Source organism: Yersinia massiliensis CCUG 53443 (genome assembly GCF_000312485.1).
Classification (GTDB): Bacteria; Pseudomonadota; Gammaproteobacteria; order Enterobacterales; family Enterobacteriaceae; genus Yersinia; species Yersinia massiliensis.
In genome coordinates this window covers 422,040-446,013 of sequence record NZ_HE997643.1, presented here as the reverse complement: position 1 = coordinate 446,013, position 23,974 = coordinate 422,040, and the positions used below count along the sequence as shown (strand labels likewise).

Below are 23,974 nucleotides of genomic sequence, written 5' to 3'. Positions count from 1 at the left end.
ATCAGGCTTTTTCCAGCGTACAAAGCAATGGATGCTCGTTCTCCCTGGCGTATTGATTTACATGTGCGACTTTTGTCTCTGCCACTTCAGCAGTAAAAACACCACAAATCGCCTTTCCTTGATAATGCACATTGAGCATCAATTGTGTTGCACGTTCAATATCATAAGAAAAGAACTTTTGCAGAACGTCAATCACAAATTCCATCGGTGTGTAATCGTCGTTGTTAAGTATAACTTTATACATTGACGGCGGTTTAAGCGCCTCTTTCTGTTTATCTTTGACTAAGTGTTCGAAATTTAGCCAGTCGTTATTATTACCCATTGCATGCCCATCGTTTCACTGAACTACACAGGAGCAATACCTCACTCCGGTTATAAGACCATTTGATGAAGATATCTATTATTATTTTAACATCACTTATGCCATAACGCCGCCAGAGAAAAAAGCCGATTCCCCCACCTTAAAAACGATTAAATTGTAACCAAACAAACACAATAGCGTTAGCTGCATCAAACTTTGAAGAACTGCCTCTGCCAGACAAAAGCGACTCCTTGACGTTATAAGCATTTCCACTAGAGTGTATTTTCGTGGGTTGCTGATGTTTTAACCAATGCTTAAGTTTTCATCAACGCTGACGGTTTAACCACTTTGCACTCACTTTAACCAGCGATTACCTCATCTCAAACTAGAATAGCCTTGCGAGGGACGTAGAAGTATGGAGACGGGTACTGTTAAATGGTTCAATAATGCCAAAGGTTTTGGCTTCATTTGCCCCGAGAACGGTGGTGAAGATATATTCGCTCACTATTCAACTATCCAGATGGATGGTTACCGAACGTTAAAAGCCGGTCAGATGGTTAACTTTGATGTCCACCAAGGGCCGAAGGGTAACCATGCCAGCCTGATAGTGCCACTTGGGTTAGAGGTGGTATTACAAGCAGACATACCGCAGGAAATGGCTGCACTAGCCTGACACCACGCACTCATTCGCATTAATACCATGGCAACTCCATCACCGAAAACACACCGGTGACAGATGTGTTTCTGGAGGCTATCGCCAATTACGCCATGACGTCTCAAAATGCCAGTCAATCATGACTGGCATTTTTATTTCCCTATTATGCGGGCTTAATAGATGTGGTCAATGGCCGATATTGATTCATTCTTATGACCGTAAAAATCATCATTGCGATCATCTTATCACCCGAATCGATGTTCGCTCAGCCATTATTCTCGCGCTAAAGCGTCAATCGGGTTGAGTCTGGCGGCACTTCGAGCCGGTAGATAACCGAACACGACCCCTATCACGGTTGAGCACAAGAATGCACTGAACAACGCCATCGGTGGGAAAGTAATTTGCCAGTTAGGTAAAAACATCTCCACAATCAAACCGATTGCGAAGGAGAGTGTTATCCCCAACGCCCCACCCACCAGACAGACCAAGATCGCCTCGATTAAAAACTGCTGCATAACATCACTCGATCGCGCGCCCACAGCCATGCGAATACCAATCTCGCGGGTACGTTCAGTGACTGAGACTAACATGATATTCATCACGCCAATCCCGCCAACCACCAGTGAAATCACCGCCACCAATGTCAGGAACAATTGCATGGTGCGGGTGGTTTTTTCCGCCGTCTGCAGCAAGCTGTCCATGTTGTAGGTGAAAATGTCTTTTTTGCCGTGCCGCATGGTCAACAACCGAATCAACTGTTGTTCAGCTTCTTTGCTGTTATAGCCTTCTTTAATCCGCACCGTGATCGAATCGAAGTATGAACGCCCCATCAAGCGACTGGCCATCGTGCTATATGGCACCCAAATGCGCAGTGCTTTGCTACTACCAAACATGGATTGTTTCTCTTCCACTACCCCCACCACGGTTGCAGGCATATTCCCAACCAATATCACTTGCCCCACGACATCGTTAATATGGGGAAATAACCTGCGTTGGGTATTACGGTCAATCACAGCGACTTGCGCTTGACGTTCAACTTGTTCACGCGTGATGGCGGTGCCTTGTTCGAGCTTCATGCCGTATACGCGAAAATATTGTTCACTCACACCCGACACACTGGCTGCCACATCGATATTGCCGTATCGCAGCCTCATACTGCCAGCGATAGTCGGCGATACCGCGCTGACATAGGATTGCTCTTTCAGCGCCGCCATATCGTCATAAACCAGTGCTTGTCGCGTACTGGGATCATCATCACCAAAATCTTTGCCAGGATAGATATCGATGGTATTCGTTCCGATCGCACGGATATCCGCGAGTACCATCTGTTTAGCCGCATCCCCAACCACCAATATGGAGACAACAGAAGCAATCCCAATGATGATGCCTAACATTGTCAGCGCAGTGCGCATTTTATTGGCCGACATCGCACGCCAAGCCATTAATAACGCTTCGCGGAAACGTCCCGTCAGTTGCTGCCATGAAGGCGCGGGCGGCGTGAGACTCGTGACTTCCGACGTTGCAACGGCGGCGACTGTTTTGGAGCCAGAATCTGCCATGATTCGGCCATCTTTAATTTCGATGATCCGCTCTGCTTGAGCCGCAACAGTCGGGTCATGGGTCACAATAATGACCGTGTGCCCCTGTTGCTGTAACTGCTTCAGGATCGCCATGACTTCAACGCTAGAATGGCTATCCAGTGCCCCAGTGGGTTCGTCGGCAAGAATAACCTGCCCGCCATTCATCAAGGCTCGGGCGATACTGACACGCTGCTGCTGCCCGCCGGAGAGCTGATTGGGTTGATAATCAACTCGCTCTTCTAATCCCAAGCGGGTTAGCAGCATTTTTGCGCGTTCACGTCGCTCCTGCTTCCCCAAACCCGCATAGACCGCCGGAACTTCCACATTATGGGCCGCACTGAGATGCGGTAACAGGTGATATCGTTGGAAAATAAAACCAAAATGCTCACGACGCAGTGCCGCCAGCGCGTCATTATCTAACGTGGCAACATCTTGGCCAGCAACACTGTAGACACCTGCACTTGGCTTATCTAAACAACCCAGGATATTCATCAGCGTTGACTTACCCGAGCCCGAAGCACCGATAATGGCAACCAACTCACCCGCATTAATCGTCAGTGAGACATCCTGCAATACATCAACCGTTTCGCCACCAGACTGATAACTCCGGCGGATGCCTTTTAATTCAAGCAGTGCCGTCATTATGCTTCCTCCATGCCGCCGCGGCTGACGATGACCTCCTCACCGACGTTTAACCCTGCCACTACCTGCGCATCCACATTATTACGAATGCCAATGGTCACTTCGCGTTTCTCTTCTTTGCCGTCTTTTAGCACCGCAACCTGATAACGATTAGTGCCTAGCTCCTCACCTAATGCTGATAATGGAATCACGATGGCTTGTTTCACATTTGCTAGCTCAATGGAAACCTGTGCGGTCATCTGCAAACGTAACACTCGGTCAGGATTGGGCACTTCAAAGCGTGCCGAATAAAAAATCGCATCATTCACTTTTTCCGGTGTCGGCTGAATGTCTTTTAGCACGCCATCGAAACGCTTTCCGGGGTCACCTAACACGGTAAACGAGGCTTTCATCCCCGGTTTCAAATGAATCACATCGGCTTCGGAAACCTGCGCATTGACCAGCATGGTACTCATATCTGCTAATGTCAGAATATTCGGCGCCTGTTGAGCTGCGATAACAGTCTGGCCTTGCAAGGTGGTGATTTGCACCACATCACCGGCCATTGGGGCAGAGATTTTGGTGTAATCCAAATTAATATTGGCGGTATCCAAACTGGCCTTGGCCTTATTAATTTGCGCATTAATGGTCTCAACTTGCGCTTTTTTCACGGCCAATGTCGTACTGGCTTGATCCAGATCCTGACGCGATACGACCTGAAGTTTCGCCAGATCTTGCTGACGGCGCAACGTCACTGCTGCCAGTTGCATTTCCGCTTTTGCTTGCGCCAACTGGGCGTTCAAATCCTGTAGTGTCGCTTCTACTTCTTTGATTTGGTTTTGCGCCTGTTGCGGGTCGATCATCGCCAATAGCTGTCCTTGCTTCACTTGATCGCCAATTTCTACGTACAGTCTTTCCAACTGCCCACTGACCTGCGCACCCACATCTACTTTGCGCACTGCATCAAGTTTGCCCGTTGCCAAGACATTTTGTTGCAAATCACGATGAGCAACTTTGACTGTCTGATATTGAACCGGCGCTGGCGCCATTGAGTGTTTAGCGAGGAAAAAACCTCCGATAATCACTACGACAAGTACCAAGAGCCACCGGCGCTGAGTGCTACTGAACGGCATCAAATTAATTACCTTCCCTTAATTTTCTTCTTCAAATTGCCGAAATTACCATCGGAAATTCTCATTTAGTTAAACGAAATCTCAATATAACCATGCTACCAGCGAATCCTAAGATGCATTGACACACTGTTTAGTTCCCGATTGTTTCAATAGCCACGTAACGTCAATAGCGGCGAAAAAATAGTGATACAACGGATTTAATCATGCATAACATTAGTAACACCACATCAAACCCTAACAATATTAACTCTTGGGGGTTAATCGCATTGCTGTTTAAAGGCAATCCCGCGTTGGGCGGTTCATGGCATAAATTGATGTTTCGACTTAAATTTATCGCCCGAAGCTTAATTTGCCCTAAATTAACCTTTAACTTGTTAGGCATTCTGGTGAAACAGCCGTTTCTGAGCAAAATGTTACGCGAGCAACCTGATTTACCCTGTAAATTGCATCGCCCTTATTTGGCAAATACATTTAATAATCGCCAAAAACTGGCGGTATTACAGGATCATTTCGAACTGATAAATGAATGTATGCCAGCGTCATTACGGCACCATTATGCCAATAACTCGCCCTATCAATTGACTGAGCTAACCGGTAAAAATGAGGAGAAGTACTTCCTTTATTTGGCCGCGATAGCGAGATTCAATAAAGAGGGGGAAATTACGCTGATGCTGACCAATGAGCAACAACAAACGCTGGCCGTACTGACGTTCAGCTTATTTCATTATCAGCAGCAAAAAACGTTGTTTATTGGTGGCTTACAAGGGGCTGATAACGATACTCCCCATAGCGAAATTCATCTCAGTACCAAAGCGTGCCATGGTTTATTTCCAAAACGTTTGGTGTTAGAGGCAGCCTGCGCGTTGGCAAACCTGATGGGCGCAACACAAATCATCGCGGTTGGGAATTCCACGCACATTTATCAAAACTGGCGCTATCGAGCGAAGAAGAAAGATAAGTTGCACGCAGATTACGATAGCTTCTGGCGCTCCTTGGGCGGGATACAATGCTCAAAAGGCCATTTCAGCTTACCCACACAGATTGCACGTAAGCCGATTGAAGATATTGCGAGCAAAAAACGGGCAGAATATCGCCGCCGTTATCAGTTGCTTGATCAACTCGAAAGCGGCTTAGCTGCGCATTTTATCGAGAGTTAAACGCAACACATTGTTGCGCTATTCTGCCTGCCATTGCGTTAGTCTGCTCGCCCACGCGCGAGCCAAACAACACGCGAGAACATTTTTTTCAGTAATGGGGGGATTGATTCTACCCCCCAATCTCTGGCCTGACTGGTCACCTCAATGGCAAGATCTGGCTTGGAGGTGCGATGAATGGCTTTCTCAATCACTCTACGTGGCTGCATTTTGGCATTCATTGGTATTCCCGAGACTCGATGGTAAACATCACCAAAACCACCCCGATATAAAAAATGCTCCATATCAGGTGCGGGTAAAATAGTCAGACGATCCCGCTCATGGTCATTTTCTGCCATTGTTCGTACCGTGGCAGCATACTTTTTGCCAGCATCATCGCCATCCGTCAGAACATGCCATTGAATCCCCATACGATTAGCGTACTTCAACAGAGGCCGCAAACCACTTTGGGCAAACTCAATCACTTTTACGCCCTCAGCTTCAAAATGATGGCCACACTGACGCGCTAGCTCATTGAGTAACCAGATTTCTGTTTCCCCCTCCACCATCAACCAGCAGCGAGCGAATAAGGCTGAAGGCCGATTGAAGCGGATATGAAACGCGATGCGGCGGCTGTCTTCTGCACTCATGCCACGTGGCCCAATACGGTAAGTTGCCACCCGTGACGATTCACGTACCAACCGGCAAATGCTCTCGACAGGCACCAATGACACGAGTTCGCCAGAATTAGTGGTCGTAATTCGCTGTAAGGGAAGTTGGCTGAGTAACCCCCAAGCGACCGATAGCATAATGGGGTGCAAGCGAGTTTCAGGGTCTTCAACCAACAATAAAGGCCGGGCATGAGGATCAAGGCTTAGCGGGCCTTTAGCTTGCAGTAACGTTGAAAACATACCCAATAATATTAATCGCATACTACGGCTATTGGGTTCAGCCACCATTCGGTTGATATTGTCGAGCGCCAGCCAAGCCTCACGCTCGGGTTGAGGGCGAAAGCGATGACTACGTACGCCGACTGATTGCGAGCCAAACTCAGCAAAATAATGCTCCAGCAATTGGCGCATGGCTTCTAGCCCTTGGCGCAGTTCAGAATTAGTCAATTTCTGTGGGTTGCGCACCAATTCACGGCTTAACTGATCTAACTGTTGGTTCAGCGCCACTTTATCTGGCGATTGGCCATTTTCAAGGGTGGTAGTCCGTAGTCGACGCATAAAACGCGCATCGCGTAATCGCAGTACAGGATGAATGCGAATGACGCCCCGCGCCAATTTTTCAATATCATGTAACGCCAGCGGCTGGCCTTCTGAATCGAGGAATGTACGCCAAGTGCACACGGTGCCATCATCAGCCAACTCACCTTCAACCCGATAATAAATACGATGCAAGCCGTCATCATTATTGATCCATAGCGGGGCTAATTGTCGATAACGAGGCGCACGCCAATGGCCGATATCTTTCTCACAAAAGGTAAAAATAACCTGTAAATGGCGCTCTTTCGCCTGTTCATCCCCCGCCGGATAATAAAAATCCTGCATAGTGAAATGATAAAGTTGCGGTTCGGGGGATAAAAGTAACGTAAGCGCATCTAATAGGCTGGATTTACCCCAAGCATTCTCACCGATCAACACGGTATTATCATCAAGGTTCAATGAAATACGGTTGATACCGCGAAAACCGACTATATCTACGCGTTCAAGATACATGTTACGCCTCCGGTGCGAATGGAATCAGACTGTTACTACTAGATAATACTGATGACTAGATAACATTGATTACTAGATAACACTGTTAACTCGGCAAGCATAGCGGATTATATTGAAAATATGAGGTAAAAAACCTCATCTAAACAGATGATACAGCGATATCTATGCGGCTTTACTCTGCGGGAATTTTTAGATAGCTTATTGCAGCACTGAGCGCTATTGCTTATCTGATATTGGTACTGGTTCGTTCTAACCGCCGTGTCACTCATCCCCGCATAATAATCTTAACCGCAAAACAGGACGGTATAACTCGTGTATTCAGGATTGCTGATCATTCTTTTGCCGTTAATCGTCGGTTATTTGATCCCACTTAGCAGCAAGTCACTCATTCAAATGATCAACCGCTTATTAAGCTGGATGGTCTACGTGATTTTATTCTTTATGGGCATCAGTCTGGCATTTTTGGAAAATCTCAGCGCTAATTTGCTGCTGATCTTCCAATACACGGGCGTTTTTTTCCTCTGTATTTTTTGTGCCAATCTACTCGGGTTGTTTTTACTCGAGCGTAAATTACCTTGGCGGAACACACATCGTCAGGAAGCATTACCTTCGCGGCTGCATATGGCGTTGGAATCATTAAAATTATGCGGTGTGGTAATTATCGGTTTTTTGCTGGGGTTGAGCCAATGGGCATGGCTACAGTTTGCGGCGAAAGGCAGCGAAATCGCACTGATCTTCCTGCTGTTTTTAGTCGGCATCCAATTGCGTAACAGTGGCATGACACTGCGTCAAATCGTGCTGAACCGCCGTGGCACTATTGTGGCCTTTATCGTCGGCATCAGTGCATTACTCGGTGGTGCACTCGCCGCAGCGTTAATGGGGTTACCGATTAAAACTGGGCTAGCGATGGCTTCGGGTTTCGGTTGGTATTCACTGTCCGGTATTTTGCTGACTGATGCATTTGGCCCAGTGATCGGCAGCGCGGCCTTCTTCAATGACTTAGCGCGGGAATTGGTGGCGATCATGCTCATCCCAACGCTAGTTCGCAGCAGTCGCTCAACGGCGCTTGGCTTGTGCGGTGCAACTTCAATGGACTTTACTTTGCCCGTATTGCAGCGCAGTGGTGGGCTGGAAATGGTCCCAGCGGCCATCGTTCACGGCTTTTTATTGAGTCTATTGGCGCCAGTATTGATCGCATTCTTCTCGTCATAATGATCACTTTGCGCGGTGAGTTGCACAACTCACTGCGCATCACCCTCGCCGCAAAGTGAATAAATTCTCATTCTCAGCAAAAATTGCGCCAAATCAAAACAAGTGAAAGTTGCCTTAAATAGGCCTTTTTAAACCAGCCAGACATCACTATGCTTTTAAACATGCATTACAAATGCACTTTTAAAAGGAAAAATAATTATGTTCTGTGTGCAATGTGAACAAACCATCCGGACACCTGCGGGCAATGGCTGCTCTTACGCGCAGGGGATGTGCGGCAAAACGGCAGAAACCTCTGATTTACAAGATTTATTGGTTGCCGTGCTACAAGGACTTTCGGCATGGGCATTGACTGCGCGTGAATTGGGTATCGTTGATCACGAGATTGACAGCTTTGCACCCAGAGCCTTCTTCTCAACCCTAACCAATGTGAATTTCGATTCAGACAGAATCATCGGTTACGCCAAAGAAGCGATTTTACTCCGTCAATCACTGGCCATTCGTTGCCGTCTGCTCGACAGCACGATTACTGTTGATCACCCCTTAGCTGAACTGCAACTGCTGTCAGATGACATCTCTGCCCTGCAACAGCAATCACAGCAATTTGCCTTGAACAGCGACAAAGCAGAAATCGGCGATGACCTTCACGGCCTGCGGATGCTGTGTTTGTACGGCCTCAAAGGTGCGGCAGCCTACATGGAACACGCCCATGTATTGGGCCAGTACGATGAGCAGATTTATGCTGAATATCATGCTTATATGGCTTGGTTAGGCACGCAACCCCGTGACGTTGATACATTGCTCAATAACGCGATGGGCATTGGCAAAATGAACTTCAACGTGATGGCCATATTAGACGCCGGTGAAACCCAAGCTTATGGCGATCCACAACCAACGGCCGTTAACGTGCGCCCTGTCGCCGGTAAAGCTATCTTGATATCAGGTCATGATCTCAAAGACTTACAAATGCTGTTGGAACAAACCGAAGGGACTGGCGTTAACATTTATACCCACGGTGAAATGCTGCCAGCCCATGGCTATCCTGAGTTAAAACGCTATCCGCATCTGGTGGGGAACTACGGCAGTGGCTGGCAGAATCAGCAAACCGAATTTGCCAAATTCCCTGGCCCGATCCTGATGACATCCAACTGCATCATTGACCCGAATGTGGGCAATTATGGTGATCGCATTTGGACCCGTAGCATTGTTGGTTGGCCGGGTGTGAACCATCTGGAAGGCGATGACTTCAAGCAGGTAATTGATCAAGCATTAAGTCTGGCCGGCTTCCCGTACGATGAACTGGAGCATCTGATCACCGTCGGTTTTGGTCGTCAAACCCTGCTAAATGCTGCTGATACCGTGATTGATTTGGTCGCCACGAAAAAATTACGCCATGTCTTCTTGGTGGGAGGCTGTGATGGTAGCCGCACCGAACGCAGCTATTTCACTGATTTTGCCCGCAGTGTGCCGCAAGATTGCATCATCATGACACTGGCCTGCGGCAAATACCGCTTTAACAAACTGGATTTCGGCACACTGGAAGGCTTACCACGCCTGCTGGATGTCGGCCAATGTAACGATGCCTACTCTGCCATTATGCTGGCAGTGAAGTTATCAGAAAAGTTAGGCTGCACCGTCAATGACTTGCCACTCAGCTTGGTGCTGTCATGGTTTGAACAAAAAGCCATTGTCATCCTCCTGACGCTGCTGTCATTAGGCGTCAAAAACATTTATACCGGCCCGACCGCGCCTGGCTTCCTGACAGATAACCTGATGGGGATCCTGTATGAGAAATTTGGTATGCGCCCTATTACCACCGTTGAACAAGATATGAACGAGATTCTGGGCAGCTAAGCCTCTATTTTTCGATAGCTTAGCGTGAGGTCAATGTGACGTAAGTTCATCGAGCAATACCACCTTGCCCGGCCAGTGCGGTTTAGCGCCATTGGTCGGGCATGATTCCTACTTCTAGCCCGAAAATGACCTGATTTGTTGTGAGGCCCCGATGACCGATTTTATCCCAGCTGATTGCCCCACCTCCCTTTGTCCTAACCGTATGCAAGTCCACTCCATCGTGCAAGAAACCCCCGACGTCTGGAGCCTGCGGCTGATTAATCATGACTTTTACGCTTACTTACCGGGGCAATATGCTTTGGTCAGTATCCGCAACAGTGATGAAACGTTACGTGCATATACATTGTCCTCCACGCCCGGATTAAGCCCCTTTATCCAACTGACAGTACGCTGCTTAGCACAGGGTGAAGGTTCCAACTGGTTAACCCAACAGGTTAGTGAAGGCGATTATCTGTGGCTTTCCGATGCTCAGGGTGAATTTACCTGTGCCCATGCTGATGATGACCACTACCTGATGTTGGCTGCGGGTTGTGGCGTCACACCCGTGATGTCAATGTGCCGTGACTTATTGGCTCAGCGTAAACACGCTGATATTCGGGTGATTTTTAATGTACGCTCACCGGCTGATGTGATTTTTGCCGATGAGTGGCAACAGTTATTGCAGCGTTATCCGAAGCAACTGCAACTCACTTTGATGGCTGAGCAAGCAGCGACAGACGGTTTTATCGCCGGAAGAATCACCACTGATGTGATGCAGCATGTTGCGCCCGATATTACCCAGCGCCGAGTGATGACCTGTGGCCCAGCCCCCTATATGGATTGGGTCGAGCAATATTGCCGTGAGCAATCCGTTCCTGCGGATCATTTCCAGAAAGAGCAGTTCCGCACTGCGGATAGCGATATAGACACTAGCAATGAATTGACGATGACCATCAGCCACCCACTGAGAAGCATGAAAGTTCCGGTCGGCACTTCACTGCTGTTTGCATTGGAACAGCATAAAGTCCCCGTCATGGCCGCCTGCCGCGCCGGTGTTTGCGGTTCTTGCAAAACACGTATTCTGCATGGCGAATACACTACCACCAGCACCATGACACTCACGCCCGAAGAGATCGCCCAAGGCTATGTTCTGGCGTGCAGTTGCCAGCTACAAGGTGACGTTCAGTTAGCATAAGTGTCTGACTAATGCCGTCACGGAATTTACCGCCCCATGCATACCCATCCATATTATCCATGGGGCAATTGCTCACCTTAATAGAGCAAAAATGGTTAAACGCGCCATACTTTGACCTCATAGAATAATGACTCGCCATTAATCATTGAGGGTACAAAGATGAAGCAAACTGTGGCAACACTGGTCGCTAAAACGTTGGAACACGCTGGCGTGAAGCGAATTTGGGGTGTAACCGGAGACTCACTCAACGGGCTAAGTGATAGCCTGCACCGAATGGGCACCATTGAATGGCTCGGCACTCGTCATGAGGAAGTCGCCGCTTTCGCCGCCGGTGCTGAGGCACAACTGACAGGACAACTGGCCGTTTGTGCAGGCTCCTGTGGCCCCGGTAACCTGCATCTGATCAATGGCTTATTTGATTGTCATCGCAACCATGTACCGGTATTAGCCATTGCCGCACATATTCCCTCAAGTGAAATTGGCAGCGGTTATTTTCAGGAAACCCACCCGCAAGAGTTGTTCCGCGAATGCAGTCACTACTGCGAATTAGTGTCCAATCCGGAACAGTTACCACGTGTGCTCGAAATCGCCATGCGCAAAGCGATTCTTAACCGTGGCGTTTCGGTGATCGTGTTACCGGGTGATGTTGCGTTACAACCTGCCCCCGAAGAGGCGGCTATCCTGTGGCAAACACCGAAACTACCGCTGGTTCAGCCGCTGATGAGCGAGTTGAACATTTTGGCGCAAACACTGAATAAGGCAAAAAATATCACGCTGATGTGTGGTAGCGGATGTGCCGATGCACATGATGAAGTGGTGAAACTGGCTGAAATGCTGCAAGCCCCTGTGGTTCATGCGCTACGGGGCAAAGAACATATTGAGTGGGACAACCCTTACAGTGTGGGAATGACCGGTTTGATTGGGTTCTCCTCCGGTTATCACGCCATGATGAATGCCGATACGCTGGTTTTACTTGGCACCCAATTCCCCTACCGCGCCTTTTACCCCAGCAAAGCGAATATCATCCAGATTGATATCAACCCCGGCAGCATAGGGGCTCACTGCCCAGTGAACATGGCGCTGGTCGGTGATATCAAAACGACACTCAGCGCGCTGTTACCACAGCTAGACGCTAAAAGTGATAACAAATTTTTAGAAAAAGCGCTGGAGCACTATCGCACCACCCGCAAAGATCTGGATGGGCTGGCGACCGCGAATGACAACCAACCGATCCACCCACAATATCTGGCGCAACAAATCAGCCGCCATGCTACGGATGATGCTATTTTCACCTGCGATGTGGGTACGCCAACGGTGTGGGCAGCCCGCTATCTTGAAATGAACGGCAAGCGGCGCTTACTGGGTTCTTTCAACCACGGTTCGATGGCCAACGCCATGCCGCAAGCCATTGGTGCGCAAGCTACCGCGCCTGACCGACAAGTGGTTGCTTTGTGCGGTGACGGCGGTTTCACCATGTTAATGGGGGATTTCCTCACACTGGCGCAGCTAAAATTGCCGGTGAAAATCGTAGTATTTAATAACAGTGTGTTGGGGTTTGTGGCGATGGAGATGAAAGCCGGTGGCTATCTGACGGATGGCACTGACTTGCATAATCCTGACTTTGCCGCGATTGCCAATGCTGCTGGGATTAAGGGGATCCGAGTCGAAAAAGCTTCAGAACTGGATGCCGCATTGGAGAGTGCCTTTGCTCATCAGGGGCCAGTGTTGGTGGATGTGGTCACCGCCAAGCAGGAACTATCGATGCCACCACAAATTAAATTCGATCAGGCCAAAGGTTTCAGCCTATATATGCTCAGGGCCATTATCAATGGCCGTGGTGATGAAGTCGTCGAGCTGGCAAAAACCAATTGGCTGCGCTAACACTTTTATGGTGACACTCAGGCTATTATTCGCTATCTAGGCTGAGTCATCAGCCTTTAGCGCCCCACCATTAACCATCGACTATTAACCATGACGAAAGCGGTGACTTAGCCGCTTTCGTCACATTCCACTCTGCTGAGTCATTCAAGTCTGAACCCTTCTCATTGATCATGTGGCGTAAGCGGATAATGTGCCGTAAGCGACACTTTCTGTTTATCGCGCTATTAAATCGCTTATAGAGGCGTAGAGTCTTTTATAGATCAACTGTCATCACATTAACTTTATGATCAGCACGCTCATTTTATTGATGGTGGTATTTCTATGCTAAAAAAAGCGAAGTCAGGAGTGTCAGCAACCGCTGAATTGACCTGTTTGCTCCGAGCAAAGTCATACGGTGAAAAAAGGCCGCAATTGAAATGTGATGATTACGTCGCGGTCATTCTGAGTCAGACCTTTCACTCGTTCTTTTCGATGATTCAGAAAACGTTTCTGTTAGGGGATGATGTCGTTAATCTCGCTACCCCTGTTGGTATTTATCCCTACATTGTCGCTCGCACTTTATATATCGATCAGATTTTTCAAAAAACGGCTGGGCGCTTCAGTAAAATCTTTATTCTGGGGGCCGGTTATGATTCGAGGGCGATTCGTTTTCATCATTCACTGCAACATAGCCGCATCTTTGAAATTGACCACCCCACGATGCAACAGAACAAAATAGAGAAACTCGCCAAAGCCCACATTACACCGCCGTCTAACCTGACGTTTATTCCCATTGATTTTAATCAGCAAAATTTGGCTGACACACTAGCAGCCCTCCCATTACAGCCCGGTGAAAAGTGCCTATTTTTGCTGGAAGGCTTGCTGATGTATCTGACCCACCCGCAGGTGAAATCGCTTTTTACTGCCATCAGTGACTACAGCAGCGATGGTAGCCAGATTATTTTCGATTTTGTTTATGACCATCTGTTAATAAATGATAATCAATCCGTGGAGCCCCCCCTCATTACGAATGAATATGGCGTAAAAGAGAGTGTTGAAGGCGTTCGCAGCCTTGGTGAAGCATGGACATTTGGCATCGCAGAGAAAGGGCTAGACACATTCCTCGAACAATATGGTTTGACGTTACTGGATAGAGCTGATGCGCGTGAATTAGAAAAGCGCTTATTTACCGATAACCAAGGGAAATGCCTTGAGAAAATTAATACCGCGTCGTGCTTGGTCTACGCCACTCGAGAAATATCCTAATAAATCAGTTAATAATCACAATTTGATTCATTTTCAATTAATCTGATAAGCAATATTCACAATATCGATAAATAAAACCCGCCACGCCTTTCTTGTTTTATCAATCTGGCTATGATGAAGCATGCGCCCTTATTCTGACCGTGAGAAAATTATGCTGATCGATTTACGCAGTGACACAGTAACGCAACCTAACGCCGCGATGCGCAATGCCATGGCTAATGCTGAAGTGGGTGATGATGTGTATGGCGATGACCCGACGGTCAATGCATTGGAAGCCAAAGCCGCGAGCTTATCAGGCAAAGAAGCCGCCCTGTTTTTGCCAACCGGTACGCAAGCGAATTTGGTGGCATTATTGACTCACTGCCAACGAGGTGAAGAGTATATCGTTGGTCAAAAAGCGCATAACTACTTGTATGAAGCAGGTGGTGCCGCGGTACTCGGCAGTATTCAACCACAGCCGATTGATGCTAACGATGACGGCACCCTACCGCTGGATAAAGTCTTAGCCGCGATCAAACCTGACGATATTCATTTTGCCCAAACTCGATTACTCAGTTTGGAAAATACTCATAGCGGTAAAGTGTTGCCACTGGATTATTTACAGCAAGCATGGGCACTGACTCGGGAAAAGAAACTGGCGTTGCATATTGATGGCGCACGTATTTTTAATGCCGCCGTCGCACTGAATGTGCCTTTGAGCGAAATCAGTCAATATTGCGATACGCTGACGATTTGCCTCTCTAAAGGGCTGGGGACGCCGGTGGGATCGTTACTATGTGGCAGTGCTGAATACATCCAACGCGCGCGCCGCTGGCGTAAAATGACCGGCGGTGGCATGCGTCAAGCAGGCATTCTCGCCGCGGCAGGGCTATACGCACTGGAGCACAATGTCGCACGATTAAAAGAGGATCACGACAATGCCGCTTGGCTCGAACAGCAGTTACGCTCATTGGATGTCGATATTGTGGCTCCCGGCGCGCAAACTAACGTGCTGTATATCAAGCAATCTGCCGAGTCTGCGGCCAAACTTGGCCCTTGGATGCGTGAACGTGGCGTATTAATCAGTACTGGGCCAATCACCCGAATGATTACTCACATCAATGTCAGCCGCCAAGCTCTGGAAAAAGTCGTGACATTGTGGCGTGAATTTTTGGTCGAGCAACGCTCATGACCCCGCAACGGATATTAGTGCTTGGCGCGAGTGGCTATATTGGCCAGCATCTGATCCCTAAACTCAGCCAACAAGGCCATCATGTGACTGCTGCCGCTCGTCGTATCGAGTGGCTAAACGAGCAGCAGTGGCCGGGTGTCCAATGCCGTTTTGTCGATCTTTACCAACCTACCACTCTTAATGCTGCGTTACAGGATATTGATGTCGTCTATTATCTGGTCCATGGTATGGGCGACGGGCAAGATTTGATTGAGCAGGAGCGTATTGCAGCCAACAATATGAAGGCCGCACTGCAAGCGCCATCATCAACGGTGAAACAAGTTATTTATCTCGGCGCATTGCAACCAGGAAATAACAGTTCATCCCACCTGATTGCCCGTAAACTGACCGGTGATTTGTTGCGTCAAAGTGGTCTTCCCGTCACGGAGCTGCGCGCCAGTATCATTGTCGGCCCCGGCTCTGCCGCTTTTGAAGTGATGCGCGACATGGTTTATAACCTGCCCATCCTGACGCCACCACGCTGGGTACGTTCGAAATCTTCCCCCGTTGCACTGGAAAACCTGTTGGTTTATCTCACAGAAATGCTCCATCATCCGGCGCAAGAAAACCGTATTTTTGATGTCGCAGGGCCGGAATATATCAGCTATCAAACGCTGTTCGAACGCTTTATTGCCATCAGTGGTAAGCGGCGTTGGTTGATTCCGATCCCATTGCCAACCCGATTTATCTCAGTGTATTTCATCAGCATGATCACCTCAGTACCAACGCCCATTGCCAGCGCATTAATCGAGGGTTTGAACCACGATTTACCCGCTGATGGTGAAGCGTTGCAAGCGCTGATCCCCCAACAGTTAATTCGTTTTGACGATGCAGTCAAAGAGACGTTGCGTCGTGAGGATGAAGTGGTGGATTCCGCTGATTGGGGCTATGACCCCGAGGCTCGCGCCCGTTGGCGACCCGGTTACGGATTCTATCCGAAGCAAGCGGGTTGCCAGCTTTACACCACGGCCTCGAGTGAAGCACTTTGGCATGTGGTGCAGCAAATCGGTGGAAAAGAAGGCTATTTCTATGGCAACCCACTCTGGAAAATCCGTGCTTGGATGGACGATATTGCCGGTGGTGGCGTGGTGTATGGCCGCCCTGACCGTGACACGCTGGAGTTGGGTGATCTGGTTGATGGCTGGAAAGTGATTACCGTCAAACCACTGCGCCAATTAGCGATGATGTTCGGCATGAAAGCACCCGGTTTAGGCCGGCTAACCTTTACTATCAAGGATATGGGTGGAAACCGCTGTTTTGATGTACGAGCATGGTGGCATCCGGCAGGTTTTAGCGGTTTGCTTTATTGGTTTGTCATGATGCCGGCACATCTGTTTATTTTCCGTGGGATGGCAAAACGCATTGCCGCACTGGCGGAACAGTATGATCGCGAGCATCAGCCTGAGATATTAGGGCAAAGCGAATCAAATTCTGACAAATCAGCGTAATGAACCAAAAGGCCGATAAATAGCGGTTATTTGTCGGCCTTTTGGCCCTTTTGTCATATTCTTCTCCAAAGTCATATTGCATAGCGCATCATTTCACGGAAGAATGGCATCTTATTTGCTGAGCGAATAATTCTATACGCTAGCATTCTGATTTTTGGTGGGAACCGAATTCGCTATGAAGGTATTGGTCACCGGTGCAACCTGTGGGTTAGGCCGAAATGCCGTTGAATATCTCCGTCGTCAGGGTATCAAAGTCATCGCTGCCGGTAACAACCCCGCGATGGGAACATTACTAACCAAAATGGGCGCTGAATTTATTCATGCGGATCTGACGAATCTGGTTTCCTCGCAGGCAAAAGCCATGTTGGCTAATGTCGACACCCTGTGGCATTGCTCCGGCTTTACCTCGCCGTGGGGGACGGAAGAAGCGTTTGAGTTGGCCAATGTGCGTGCCACTCGCCGCCTAGGTGAATGGGCCGCCGCCTATGGTGTGGAGAATTTTATTCATATCTCCTCGCCAGCGATTTATTTCGATTTTCATCATCATCGTAATATTCAGGAAGATTTCCGCCCCGCGCGTTACGCCAATGAATTCGCCCGCAGCAAAGCAGCCGGTGAAGAAGTCATTGAACAATTGGCGCTGTCCAACCCGCAAACCCATTTTACGATCCTGCGCCCGCAAGGCTTATTCGGCCCTCACGATAAAGTGATGCTGCCGCGCCTGCTACAGATGATCAAATATTATGGCACTCTGCTACTGCCTCGGGGCGGTAATGCATTGGTGGACATGACTTATCTGGAAAACGCGGTGCATGCTATGTGGTTGGCGACTCAAAGCCAAAATACACAGTCGGGCCGCGCTTATAACATTACCAATCAGCAGCCCCGCCCGTTACGCACTATCGTGCAACATCTGTTAGAAGAGCTGTCGATGCCGTGCCGTATTCGTTCCGTGCCTTATCCGATGATGGATATCATGGCCAGAACGATGGAAAAACTGGGGAATAAAGCCGAAAAAGAGCCGGTATTGACTCACTATGCTGCCGCTAAACTCAACTTTGATATGACGCTAGATACCCGCCGAGCCGAGCAAGAATTGGGCTATCGCCCGATAGTGTCGCTCGACGAAGGCATTATTCGCACCGCCCGCTGGATAAAACAGCATGGCAAATTAAGTGGGCAATAAAGCTGTTCATTTATAAAAACATGCTAGGCATAGCTTGGCTGAATGAGACAATCTCCTGCAAGCGTGAAACTGTCAAGAAAATAGGTCTATACTACAATCACTTTCATAACAGATTCTTTCACCTAAGGTCATCATATGAAAAAGAAAAATATCGCTCTGATTCTCCCTCTCGTCATTATACTTAGCGCCTGTACCAACACCGTCGATCCGGCGTTTAAGGATGTGAGTAGCCGTACAACACCTTGTATTGAGGGTGGGCCAGATCAGGTCGCACAACAATTCTATGATCTGCGGGTTCAGCAAATTGGCAATCGCAGTGGCCTACCGGATGATAATCTCTCGGCCCAATTCCGCCCTTATCTCAGCCAAGGGCTCTACGACACGATCCAAACCGCCAGAAAACAGGCTGGCACTCGTAGCACGACTCAAGTGAATAAAACTCAAGCTATCAACGGTGATATCTTTACCAGTATGCGTGAAGGTAGCACTCATGCCGATGTCGCCAGTGCTTCAACGATCCCCAATACCGATGCCAGAAATATCCCACTGCGGGTGAATTTGACGCATCAAACGGCCGGAGGTCAAACCGTGGCGTGGCAAGATGAAGTGTTGATGATCCGCGAAGGGACGTGCTGGGTTGTTGATGATATTCGCTTTATGGGTGTGACTGCGCCCGCCAGCAGCTTGCGCCAACTATTAGGTGATCACTAGTCACACAGGATTTTTCTGGCTGCCTTATCAGGGCGATGTCTATTCGCCCTACTCATCATTAACTTCAACAAGGAAGAAGTTGCCATGTCCTCTATTCACTCAGCTATCAGGCTTATCGCCGTCAGCGGATTTTTTATCGCCATCACAGCACAAGCGGCACCTCAGTGTGGGCAAACCGCCCAACTTATTAATGCACGCTTAAGCTATATGAAAGATGTCGCCGGCTATAAAGCGCAAAATCATTTGCCCGTAGAAGATGTTGCCCAAGAAGAAAAAGTACTCGATAAAGCACTGGCTGAAGCGGCGTCACTTGGTCTTGACCCTGTCTCCATCAAACCTTTTATGGTGGCGCAAATCAATGCAGCAAAAGCCATTCAATACCGCTATCGCGCCGACTGGCTATCACAGCCAGAATCTGATTGGCAGCCAAAACCACTCGAGACAGTGCGAACACAAATTGGTGAGTTGAGTAGTAAAACGCTCAAGCAAATAGCCGAAGAACTCAAAACCTGTGACAAAGCGGCCTTCTCCGACAAAAACGTCTTTACCAATACAATACGTCAACATCACCTACAAGCTGCTGACGTCGATGTCATCTTCACAACATTCAATCTGATTAAATTAAAATAACTGCCAGATTATTCTTGCCATAAATGTGTACCGGTTTTCTTCCATAAATCGGTATGCATTGATTTAAAAGTAAATTTCCATTTCGCCTATTTTTTAATCACCACTGCGGATACTCTGTCAGATTTATTCATCGCACGACAAATTCCCTTTCAGCGCAATCAAATCCAAATGTTATGCTGGTTTTTAACGTTAGCGCTGGTTATTAATAAATTTTAACGCACAAAGATTGCATAAGTATGCCGCGGAAGTTACCATTCACCGCATCATTGGCTATTCAGATTTGGCGCATGAGTATTCAACTTAGCGGAATTAACTGTTACTACGGCGTACATCAGGCGCTGTTCGACATTACATTAGACTGTCCGGCAGGCGAAACCTTAGTCTTACTAGGGCCAAGCGGTGCCGGTAAAAGCTCACTTCTACGTGTGCTTAATCTGTTGGAAATGCCTCGTTCCGGCACATTACAGATAGCCGGTAACCACTTCGACTTTACCCAAGCTCCGGGTGCAAAAGCGATTCGCGACTTGCGTCAAAATGTCGGCATGGTTTTCCAACAATATAATCTCTGGCCACACCTTTCCGTGGTACAAAATCTGATTGAAGCGCCTTGCCGTGTGCTGGGCCTATCAAAAGATGAAGCCATGGCGCGAGCACAGAAATTACTGACGCGCCTGCGTTTGACTGATTTTGTGGATCGCTACCCGCTGCACCTTTCTGGTGGTCAGCAACAGCGTGTCGCGATTGCTCGCGCGCTGATGATGGAGCCTCAGGTTCTACTGTTTGATGAACCGACTGCGGCGCTCGACCCAGAAATTACGGCGCAAATCGTTAGCATCATTCGTGAATTAGCTGGGACCGGTATTACCCAGGTCATCGTCACGCATGAAGTTGAAGTGGCCCGCAAAACAGCCAGCCGCGTGGTTTACATGGAAAACGGTCATGTGGTGGAACAAGGCGATGCCAGCCACTTTACACAACCAACAACCGAAGCTTTTGCCAGCTATCTGTCACATTGATATCTATTTGGGAATTTGCGATGAAAAAATTAATAATTGCTGCAGTCCTTGCCAGTATCAGTCTTTCTGCCTCTGCTGCTGAAACCATCCGTTTCGCTGCTGAAGCCACTTACCCGCCATTCGAATTTATCGACGCTAATAATAAAATGCAGGGCTTCGATATCGATCTGGCTAATGCACTGTGTAAAGAGATGCAGGCAGACTGTACCTTTACCAATCAGGCCTTTGACAGCTTGATTCCAAGCCTCAAATTTAAACGTTTTGATGCGGTTATCTCAGGCATGGACATCACCCCTGAGCGCTTAAAACAAGTGGCATTTACTCAGCCTTACTACGATAACTCTGCGTTATTTATCGCTGAGAAAGGTAAAGTTGCTGATTTAGCGGCCCTGAAAGGGAAACGTGTTGGGATGCAAAACGGCTCCACTCATCAAAAATACCTGATGGAAAAACACCCTGAAATCACTGCCGTACCTTATGACAGCTATCAGAATGCGATTCTTGATCTGAAAAATGGCCGTCTGGACGCGGTATTTGGTGACACTGCGGTGGTTAATGAATGGCTGAAGCAGAATGACCAATTGGCTGCTGTCGGGGATAAAGTGACTGATGCTGACTACTTCGGCACAGGCTTAGGTATCGCCGTTCGTCAGAACAATACCGAGTTACAGGGTAAGTTAGATGCTGCACTGGCGAAAATTAAAGCAGATGGCACCTATCAGACCATTTATAAAAAATGGTTCCAGCAGTAATTTAAACACCCATGAATGAATTTCAACCTTTAGCAAGCGCCGCCGGTATGACCGTCGGCCTTGCCGTTTGTGCATTGGCCCTCGGTCTGGTTCTGGCGATGTTGTTTGCCGTCTGTGAATCATCACGTATTAAAGTGGTCAGTTATCTGACGACGGGCTGGGTCACCATTTTACGCGGGCTGCCTGAGATTCTGGTGGTCCTGTTTATCTATTTCGGCTCTTCACAATTGCTGATGATGCTGTCGGATGGCTTTACCCTAAATCTTTATCTGTTTGAGTTGCCGATTAAGCTCAGCATTGATGATTTTGAGGTTAGCCCGTTCCTGTGCGGTGTCATCGCCCTCGCCCTGCTCTATTCAGCTTATGCGTCGCAAACCTTGCGCGGTGCACTGAAAGCCGTCCCCATTGGGCAATGGGAGTCTGGGCAAGCACTGGGTTTGAGTCAGGCCGCTATTTTCTTCCGCTTGATTATGCCGCAGATGTGGCGTCATGCATTACCCGGTCTCGGTAACCAATGGCTGGTACTGCTGAAAGATACGGCATTAGTGTCACTGATCAGCGTCAATGACTTGATGCTGCAAACCAAAAGCATTGCGACCCGCACTCAAGAACCTTTCACTTGGTACATGATTGCGGCGGCGATTTATCTGGTCGTGACCCTGTTGAGCCAATACGTCCTCAAATGGATTGAACTCCGTACCACCCGCTTTGAACGGAGCCCATCCTAATGTTGGAATTCTTACCTGAGATTTTAAAAGGGCTGCACACCAGCCTAACATTGACGATTGCTTCATTAATTGTGGCCTTGGTGTTATCGGTGCTGTTTACCATCGTCTTGACACTGAAAACCCCGATTATGACCTCGTTGGTCAAAATCTATATCACGCTGTTCACGGGCACCCCGCTGCTGGTGCAGATCTTTTTGATTTATTATGGCCCAGGGCAATTCCCAGCTATCCGTGAATACCCATGGTTATGGAGCTTGCTATCACAACCATGGCTATGTGCCATGATTGCGTTGGCATTGAACAGTGCGGCCTATACGACTCAATTGTTCTACGGGGCTGTTCGGGCGATTCCGTCGGGTCAATGGCAATCCTGCGAAGCGTTGGGGATGTCCAAGGCTCAGTCGTTACGTATCCTGCTGCCATTCGCCTTTAAGCGCGCGTTATCATCCTATTCCAACGAAGTGGTATTGGTGTTCAAAAGCACTTCATTGGCTTATACCATCACATTGATGGAAGTCATGGGTTACAGCCAGTTGATGTATGGGCGTACTTATGACGTGATGGTCTTTGGTGCTGCTGGCATCGTGTATCTGTGCGTGAATGGGTTGCTGACGCTATTGATGCGTTTAGTGGAGCGCAGAGCGCTTGCCTTTGAACGGCGTAATTAGCGCGAATAAATCTTCTCTTCGTAAAAGGCGCGCTTGGGCAAAAATGTCCAAGAGCGCCTTTTGGCTTAGGCGAGGAACACAAAATCACCACCGAATGAATAGCAACCACAATTAAATCCGCTCCAAACTCAGCGCCCCCGACTCCTCACTTCCTTCGAAAATAAAAACTAAATTTTTAATCACATTACTTGCATATAAATTCATATGGTGGCAATGTAATCCACATCATTCATCCGAATATATTGCGATGAACAATGACTAGTCATAATAAAATCAATAACTAATAAATAATTCGTTATAAAAAATTCAGACAGGAGTTTAAGCATGAAAAAGTTACTATTGGCAACAATCTTGAGTGGCGTGGTTTTCAGCGCAACCGCAGCAGAAACCATCCGTTTCGCGGCCTCAGCCACTTACCCGCCATTTGAATCAATGGATGCCAATAACGAGATCGTCGGCTTCGATATGGATTTGGCAAAAGCATTATGTAAGCAGATGGAAGCCAACTGTACCTTCACCAATCAAGCTTTCGATAGTCTGATCCCAGCGCTTAAATTCAAACGTTATGATGCTGTTATCTCCGGTATGGACATTACGCCAGAGCGTAGCAAGCAAGTGGCATTCACCCAGCCTTACTATGCTAACTCCGCTATCGTGATCGCCCCCAAAGGCAAATTTAGCGCGTTTGCTGATCTGAAAGGGAAGAAGATCGGGATGGAGAACGGCACTACGCATCAGAAATATTTGCAGGATAAGCATCCTGAAATCCAAACTGTGGCTTATGACAGCTATCAGAATGCCATTATTGACCTGAAGAATGGCCGTATTGATGGGGTGTTTGGTGATACTGCGGTGGTGAATGAGTGGCTGAAAACCAATCCTAATTTGGCCTCAGTTGGCGAGCATGTGACTGATCCACAATACTTTGGCACTGGTTTGGGGATTGCTGTGCGCCCAGATAATACCGTGCTGCTAGAAAAACTGAATAAAGCGATTGATGCCGTTAAAGCTGACGGTACCTATAAGGTCATTAACGATAAATGGTTCCCGCAATAATAATCTTTATCTTTGCGTTGCAGGTTAGCGGCAATTGAACTCATCCCGATGAGCATACATGA

21 protein-coding genes are annotated in these 23,974 nt (G+C 48.1%); 17 read left to right on the top strand and 4 right to left on the bottom strand.

The window, feature by feature from the left end:
- Nucleotide 1 precedes the first annotated feature (1 nt).
- On the bottom strand, nucleotides 2–322 hold the full coding sequence (gene clpS / locus BN68_RS02045; RefSeq protein WP_005184739.1) for an ATP-dependent Clp protease adapter ClpS: 321 nt from the start codon (nucleotides 320–322) through the stop codon (nucleotides 2–4).
- A gap of 394 nt (nucleotides 323–716) precedes the next feature.
- On the opposite strand from clpS, the gene cspD reads away from it, so the two are divergent.
- Nucleotides 717–974: a cold shock-like protein CspD gene (gene cspD / locus BN68_RS02040; protein WP_019209484.1), complete on the top strand. Its 258-nt coding sequence runs from the start codon at nucleotides 717–719 to the stop codon at nucleotides 972–974.
- A gap of 254 nt (nucleotides 975–1,228) precedes the next feature.
- Here the strand turns inward: cspD and macB are convergent, their stop codons facing one another.
- Together macB and macA are read right to left on the bottom strand one after the other, a co-directional pair.
- A complete protein-coding gene (gene macB / locus BN68_RS02035; RefSeq protein WP_019209483.1) occupies nucleotides 1,229–3,178 on the bottom strand; it encodes a macrolide ABC transporter ATP-binding protein/permease MacB in 1,950 nt (649 codons plus the stop codon).
- The gene (gene macA, locus BN68_RS02030) at nucleotides 3,178–4,290 is read right to left on the bottom strand and encodes a macrolide transporter subunit MacA (protein ID WP_019209482.1); all 1,113 of its coding nucleotides are present in this window, start codon (nucleotides 4,288–4,290) and stop codon (nucleotides 3,178–3,180) included. Before macA ends, macB begins: the two co-directional genes overlap by 1 nt.
- A 203-nt stretch (nucleotides 4,291–4,493) precedes the next feature.
- Between macA and BN68_RS02025 the strand changes: the two genes are divergently transcribed.
- A complete protein-coding gene (locus BN68_RS02025; RefSeq protein WP_019209481.1) occupies nucleotides 4,494–5,447 on the top strand; it encodes a VirK/YbjX family protein in 954 nt (317 codons plus the stop codon).
- Between the two features lie 38 nt (nucleotides 5,448–5,485).
- Here BN68_RS02025 and BN68_RS02020 read toward each other — a convergent pair whose 3' ends face one another.
- Nucleotides 5,486–7,144, bottom strand: coding sequence for an ATP-dependent endonuclease (locus BN68_RS02020; protein WP_019209480.1), 1,659 nt, complete (start codon nucleotides 7,142–7,144; stop codon nucleotides 5,486–5,488).
- Between the two features lie 312 nt (nucleotides 7,145–7,456).
- On the opposite strand from BN68_RS02020, the gene BN68_RS02015 reads away from it, so the two are divergent.
- The 15 genes from BN68_RS02015 to artJ (BN68_RS01945) all read left to right on the top strand — a co-directional run bounded on the left by BN68_RS02015 (nucleotide 7,457) and on the right by artJ (BN68_RS01945) (nucleotide 23,912).
- Nucleotides 7,457–8,356 carry a lysine exporter LysO family protein gene (locus BN68_RS02015; protein ID WP_019209479.1) on the top strand — a complete coding sequence of 300 codons (900 nt, stop codon included), beginning with the start codon at nucleotides 7,457–7,459 and terminating at the stop codon, nucleotides 8,354–8,356.
- Nucleotides 8,357–8,554: 198 nt separating this feature from the next.
- Complete coding sequence (gene hcp, locus BN68_RS02010) at nucleotides 8,555–10,207, top strand: hydroxylamine reductase (protein WP_019209478.1); 1,653 nt, start codon at nucleotides 8,555–8,557, stop codon at nucleotides 10,205–10,207.
- A 151-nt stretch (nucleotides 10,208–10,358) separates the two neighbouring features.
- Nucleotides 10,359–11,381 (top strand): NADH oxidoreductase, encoded by a 1,023-nt coding sequence (hcr, locus tag BN68_RS02005; RefSeq protein WP_042806363.1) that lies wholly within the window; start codon nucleotides 10,359–10,361, stop codon nucleotides 11,379–11,381.
- A 159-nt stretch (nucleotides 11,382–11,540) separates the two neighbouring features.
- Entirely contained in the window at nucleotides 11,541–13,262 is a 1,722-nt protein-coding gene (gene poxB / locus BN68_RS02000) for a ubiquinone-dependent pyruvate dehydrogenase (RefSeq protein WP_019209477.1), read from the top strand.
- A 321-nt stretch (nucleotides 13,263–13,583) separates the two neighbouring features.
- A complete protein-coding gene (locus BN68_RS01995; RefSeq protein WP_019209476.1) occupies nucleotides 13,584–14,507 on the top strand; it encodes a class I SAM-dependent methyltransferase in 924 nt (307 codons plus the stop codon).
- Between the two features lie 151 nt (nucleotides 14,508–14,658).
- Nucleotides 14,659–15,678 (top strand): low-specificity L-threonine aldolase, encoded by a 1,020-nt coding sequence (gene ltaE / locus BN68_RS01990; protein ID WP_042806485.1) that lies wholly within the window; start codon nucleotides 14,659–14,661, stop codon nucleotides 15,676–15,678.
- Nucleotides 15,675–17,165, top strand: a complete 1,491-nt coding sequence (locus BN68_RS01985) for a DUF2867 domain-containing protein (protein ID WP_019209474.1) — start codon at nucleotides 15,675–15,677, stop codon at nucleotides 17,163–17,165. The genes ltaE and BN68_RS01985 overlap by 4 nt, the downstream gene beginning before the upstream one ends.
- A 175-nt stretch (nucleotides 17,166–17,340) precedes the next feature.
- Nucleotides 17,341–18,351, top strand: a complete 1,011-nt coding sequence (locus BN68_RS01980; protein ID WP_019209473.1) for an NAD-dependent epimerase/dehydratase family protein — start codon at nucleotides 17,341–17,343, stop codon at nucleotides 18,349–18,351.
- A gap of 135 nt (nucleotides 18,352–18,486) precedes the next feature.
- The gene (locus BN68_RS01975) at nucleotides 18,487–19,062 is read left to right on the top strand and encodes a lipoprotein (RefSeq protein WP_019209472.1); all 576 of its coding nucleotides are present in this window, start codon (nucleotides 18,487–18,489) and stop codon (nucleotides 19,060–19,062) included.
- 84 nt (nucleotides 19,063–19,146) lie between these two features.
- Nucleotides 19,147–19,692, top strand: coding sequence for a chorismate mutase (locus BN68_RS01970; RefSeq protein ID WP_019209471.1), 546 nt, complete (start codon nucleotides 19,147–19,149; stop codon nucleotides 19,690–19,692).
- Nucleotides 19,693–19,979: 287 nt separating this feature from the next.
- The gene (gene artP, locus BN68_RS01965; RefSeq protein WP_049605719.1) at nucleotides 19,980–20,708 is read left to right on the top strand and encodes an arginine ABC transporter ATP-binding protein ArtP; all 729 of its coding nucleotides are present in this window, start codon (nucleotides 19,980–19,982) and stop codon (nucleotides 20,706–20,708) included.
- Nucleotides 20,709–20,728: 20 nt separating this feature from the next.
- Nucleotides 20,729–21,460, top strand: a complete 732-nt coding sequence (artJ, locus tag BN68_RS01960) for an arginine ABC transporter substrate-binding protein (protein ID WP_019209469.1) — start codon at nucleotides 20,729–20,731, stop codon at nucleotides 21,458–21,460.
- A gap of 11 nt (nucleotides 21,461–21,471) precedes the next feature.
- On the top strand, nucleotides 21,472–22,188 hold the full coding sequence (gene artQ / locus BN68_RS01955) for an arginine ABC transporter permease ArtQ (RefSeq protein ID WP_019209468.1): 717 nt from the start codon (nucleotides 21,472–21,474) through the stop codon (nucleotides 22,186–22,188).
- A complete protein-coding gene (artM, locus tag BN68_RS01950) occupies nucleotides 22,188–22,856 on the top strand; it encodes an arginine ABC transporter permease ArtM (protein WP_019209467.1) in 669 nt (222 codons plus the stop codon). Before artQ ends, artM begins: the two co-directional genes overlap by 1 nt.
- A gap of 324 nt (nucleotides 22,857–23,180) precedes the next feature.
- Entirely contained in the window at nucleotides 23,181–23,912 is a 732-nt protein-coding gene (gene artJ / locus BN68_RS01945; protein WP_019209466.1) for an arginine ABC transporter substrate-binding protein, read from the top strand.
- Nucleotides 23,913–23,974: the final 62 nt, after the last annotated feature.

Bases quoted from the DNA above. Each gene is read 5' to 3' on its own strand.
- clpS (WP_005184739.1), bottom strand. From the start codon at position 322: ATGGGTAATAATAACGACTGGCTAAATTTCGAACACTTAGTCAAAGAT.
- cspD (WP_019209484.1), top strand. From the start codon at position 717: ATGGAGACGGGTACTGTTAAATGGTTCAATAATGCCAAAGGTTTTGGC.
- macB (WP_019209483.1), bottom strand. From the start codon at position 3,178: ATGACGGCACTGCTTGAATTAAAAGGCATCCGCCGGAGTTATCAGTCT.
- macA (WP_019209482.1), bottom strand. From the start codon at position 4,290: ATGCCGTTCAGTAGCACTCAGCGCCGGTGGCTCTTGGTACTTGTCGTA.
- BN68_RS02025 (WP_019209481.1), top strand. From the start codon at position 4,494: ATGCATAACATTAGTAACACCACATCAAACCCTAACAATATTAACTCT.
- BN68_RS02020 (WP_019209480.1), bottom strand. From the start codon at position 7,144: ATGTATCTTGAACGCGTAGATATAGTCGGTTTTCGCGGTATCAACCGT.
- hcp (WP_019209478.1), top strand. From the start codon at position 8,555: ATGTTCTGTGTGCAATGTGAACAAACCATCCGGACACCTGCGGGCAAT.
- hcr (WP_042806363.1), top strand. From the start codon at position 10,359: ATGACCGATTTTATCCCAGCTGATTGCCCCACCTCCCTTTGTCCTAAC.
- poxB (WP_019209477.1), top strand. From the start codon at position 11,541: ATGAAGCAAACTGTGGCAACACTGGTCGCTAAAACGTTGGAACACGCT.
- BN68_RS01995 (WP_019209476.1), top strand. From the start codon at position 13,584: ATGCTAAAAAAAGCGAAGTCAGGAGTGTCAGCAACCGCTGAATTGACC.
- ltaE (WP_042806485.1), top strand. From the start codon at position 14,659: ATGCTGATCGATTTACGCAGTGACACAGTAACGCAACCTAACGCCGCG.
- BN68_RS01985 (WP_019209474.1), top strand. From the start codon at position 15,675: ATGACCCCGCAACGGATATTAGTGCTTGGCGCGAGTGGCTATATTGGC.
- BN68_RS01980 (WP_019209473.1), top strand. From the start codon at position 17,341: ATGAAGGTATTGGTCACCGGTGCAACCTGTGGGTTAGGCCGAAATGCC.
- BN68_RS01975 (WP_019209472.1), top strand. From the start codon at position 18,487: ATGAAAAAGAAAAATATCGCTCTGATTCTCCCTCTCGTCATTATACTT.
- BN68_RS01970 (WP_019209471.1), top strand. From the start codon at position 19,147: ATGTCCTCTATTCACTCAGCTATCAGGCTTATCGCCGTCAGCGGATTT.
- artP (WP_049605719.1), top strand. From the start codon at position 19,980: ATGAGTATTCAACTTAGCGGAATTAACTGTTACTACGGCGTACATCAG.
- artJ (WP_019209469.1), top strand. From the start codon at position 20,729: ATGAAAAAATTAATAATTGCTGCAGTCCTTGCCAGTATCAGTCTTTCT.
- artQ (WP_019209468.1), top strand. From the start codon at position 21,472: ATGAATGAATTTCAACCTTTAGCAAGCGCCGCCGGTATGACCGTCGGC.
- artM (WP_019209467.1), top strand. From the start codon at position 22,188: ATGTTGGAATTCTTACCTGAGATTTTAAAAGGGCTGCACACCAGCCTA.
- artJ (WP_019209466.1), top strand. From the start codon at position 23,181: ATGAAAAAGTTACTATTGGCAACAATCTTGAGTGGCGTGGTTTTCAGC.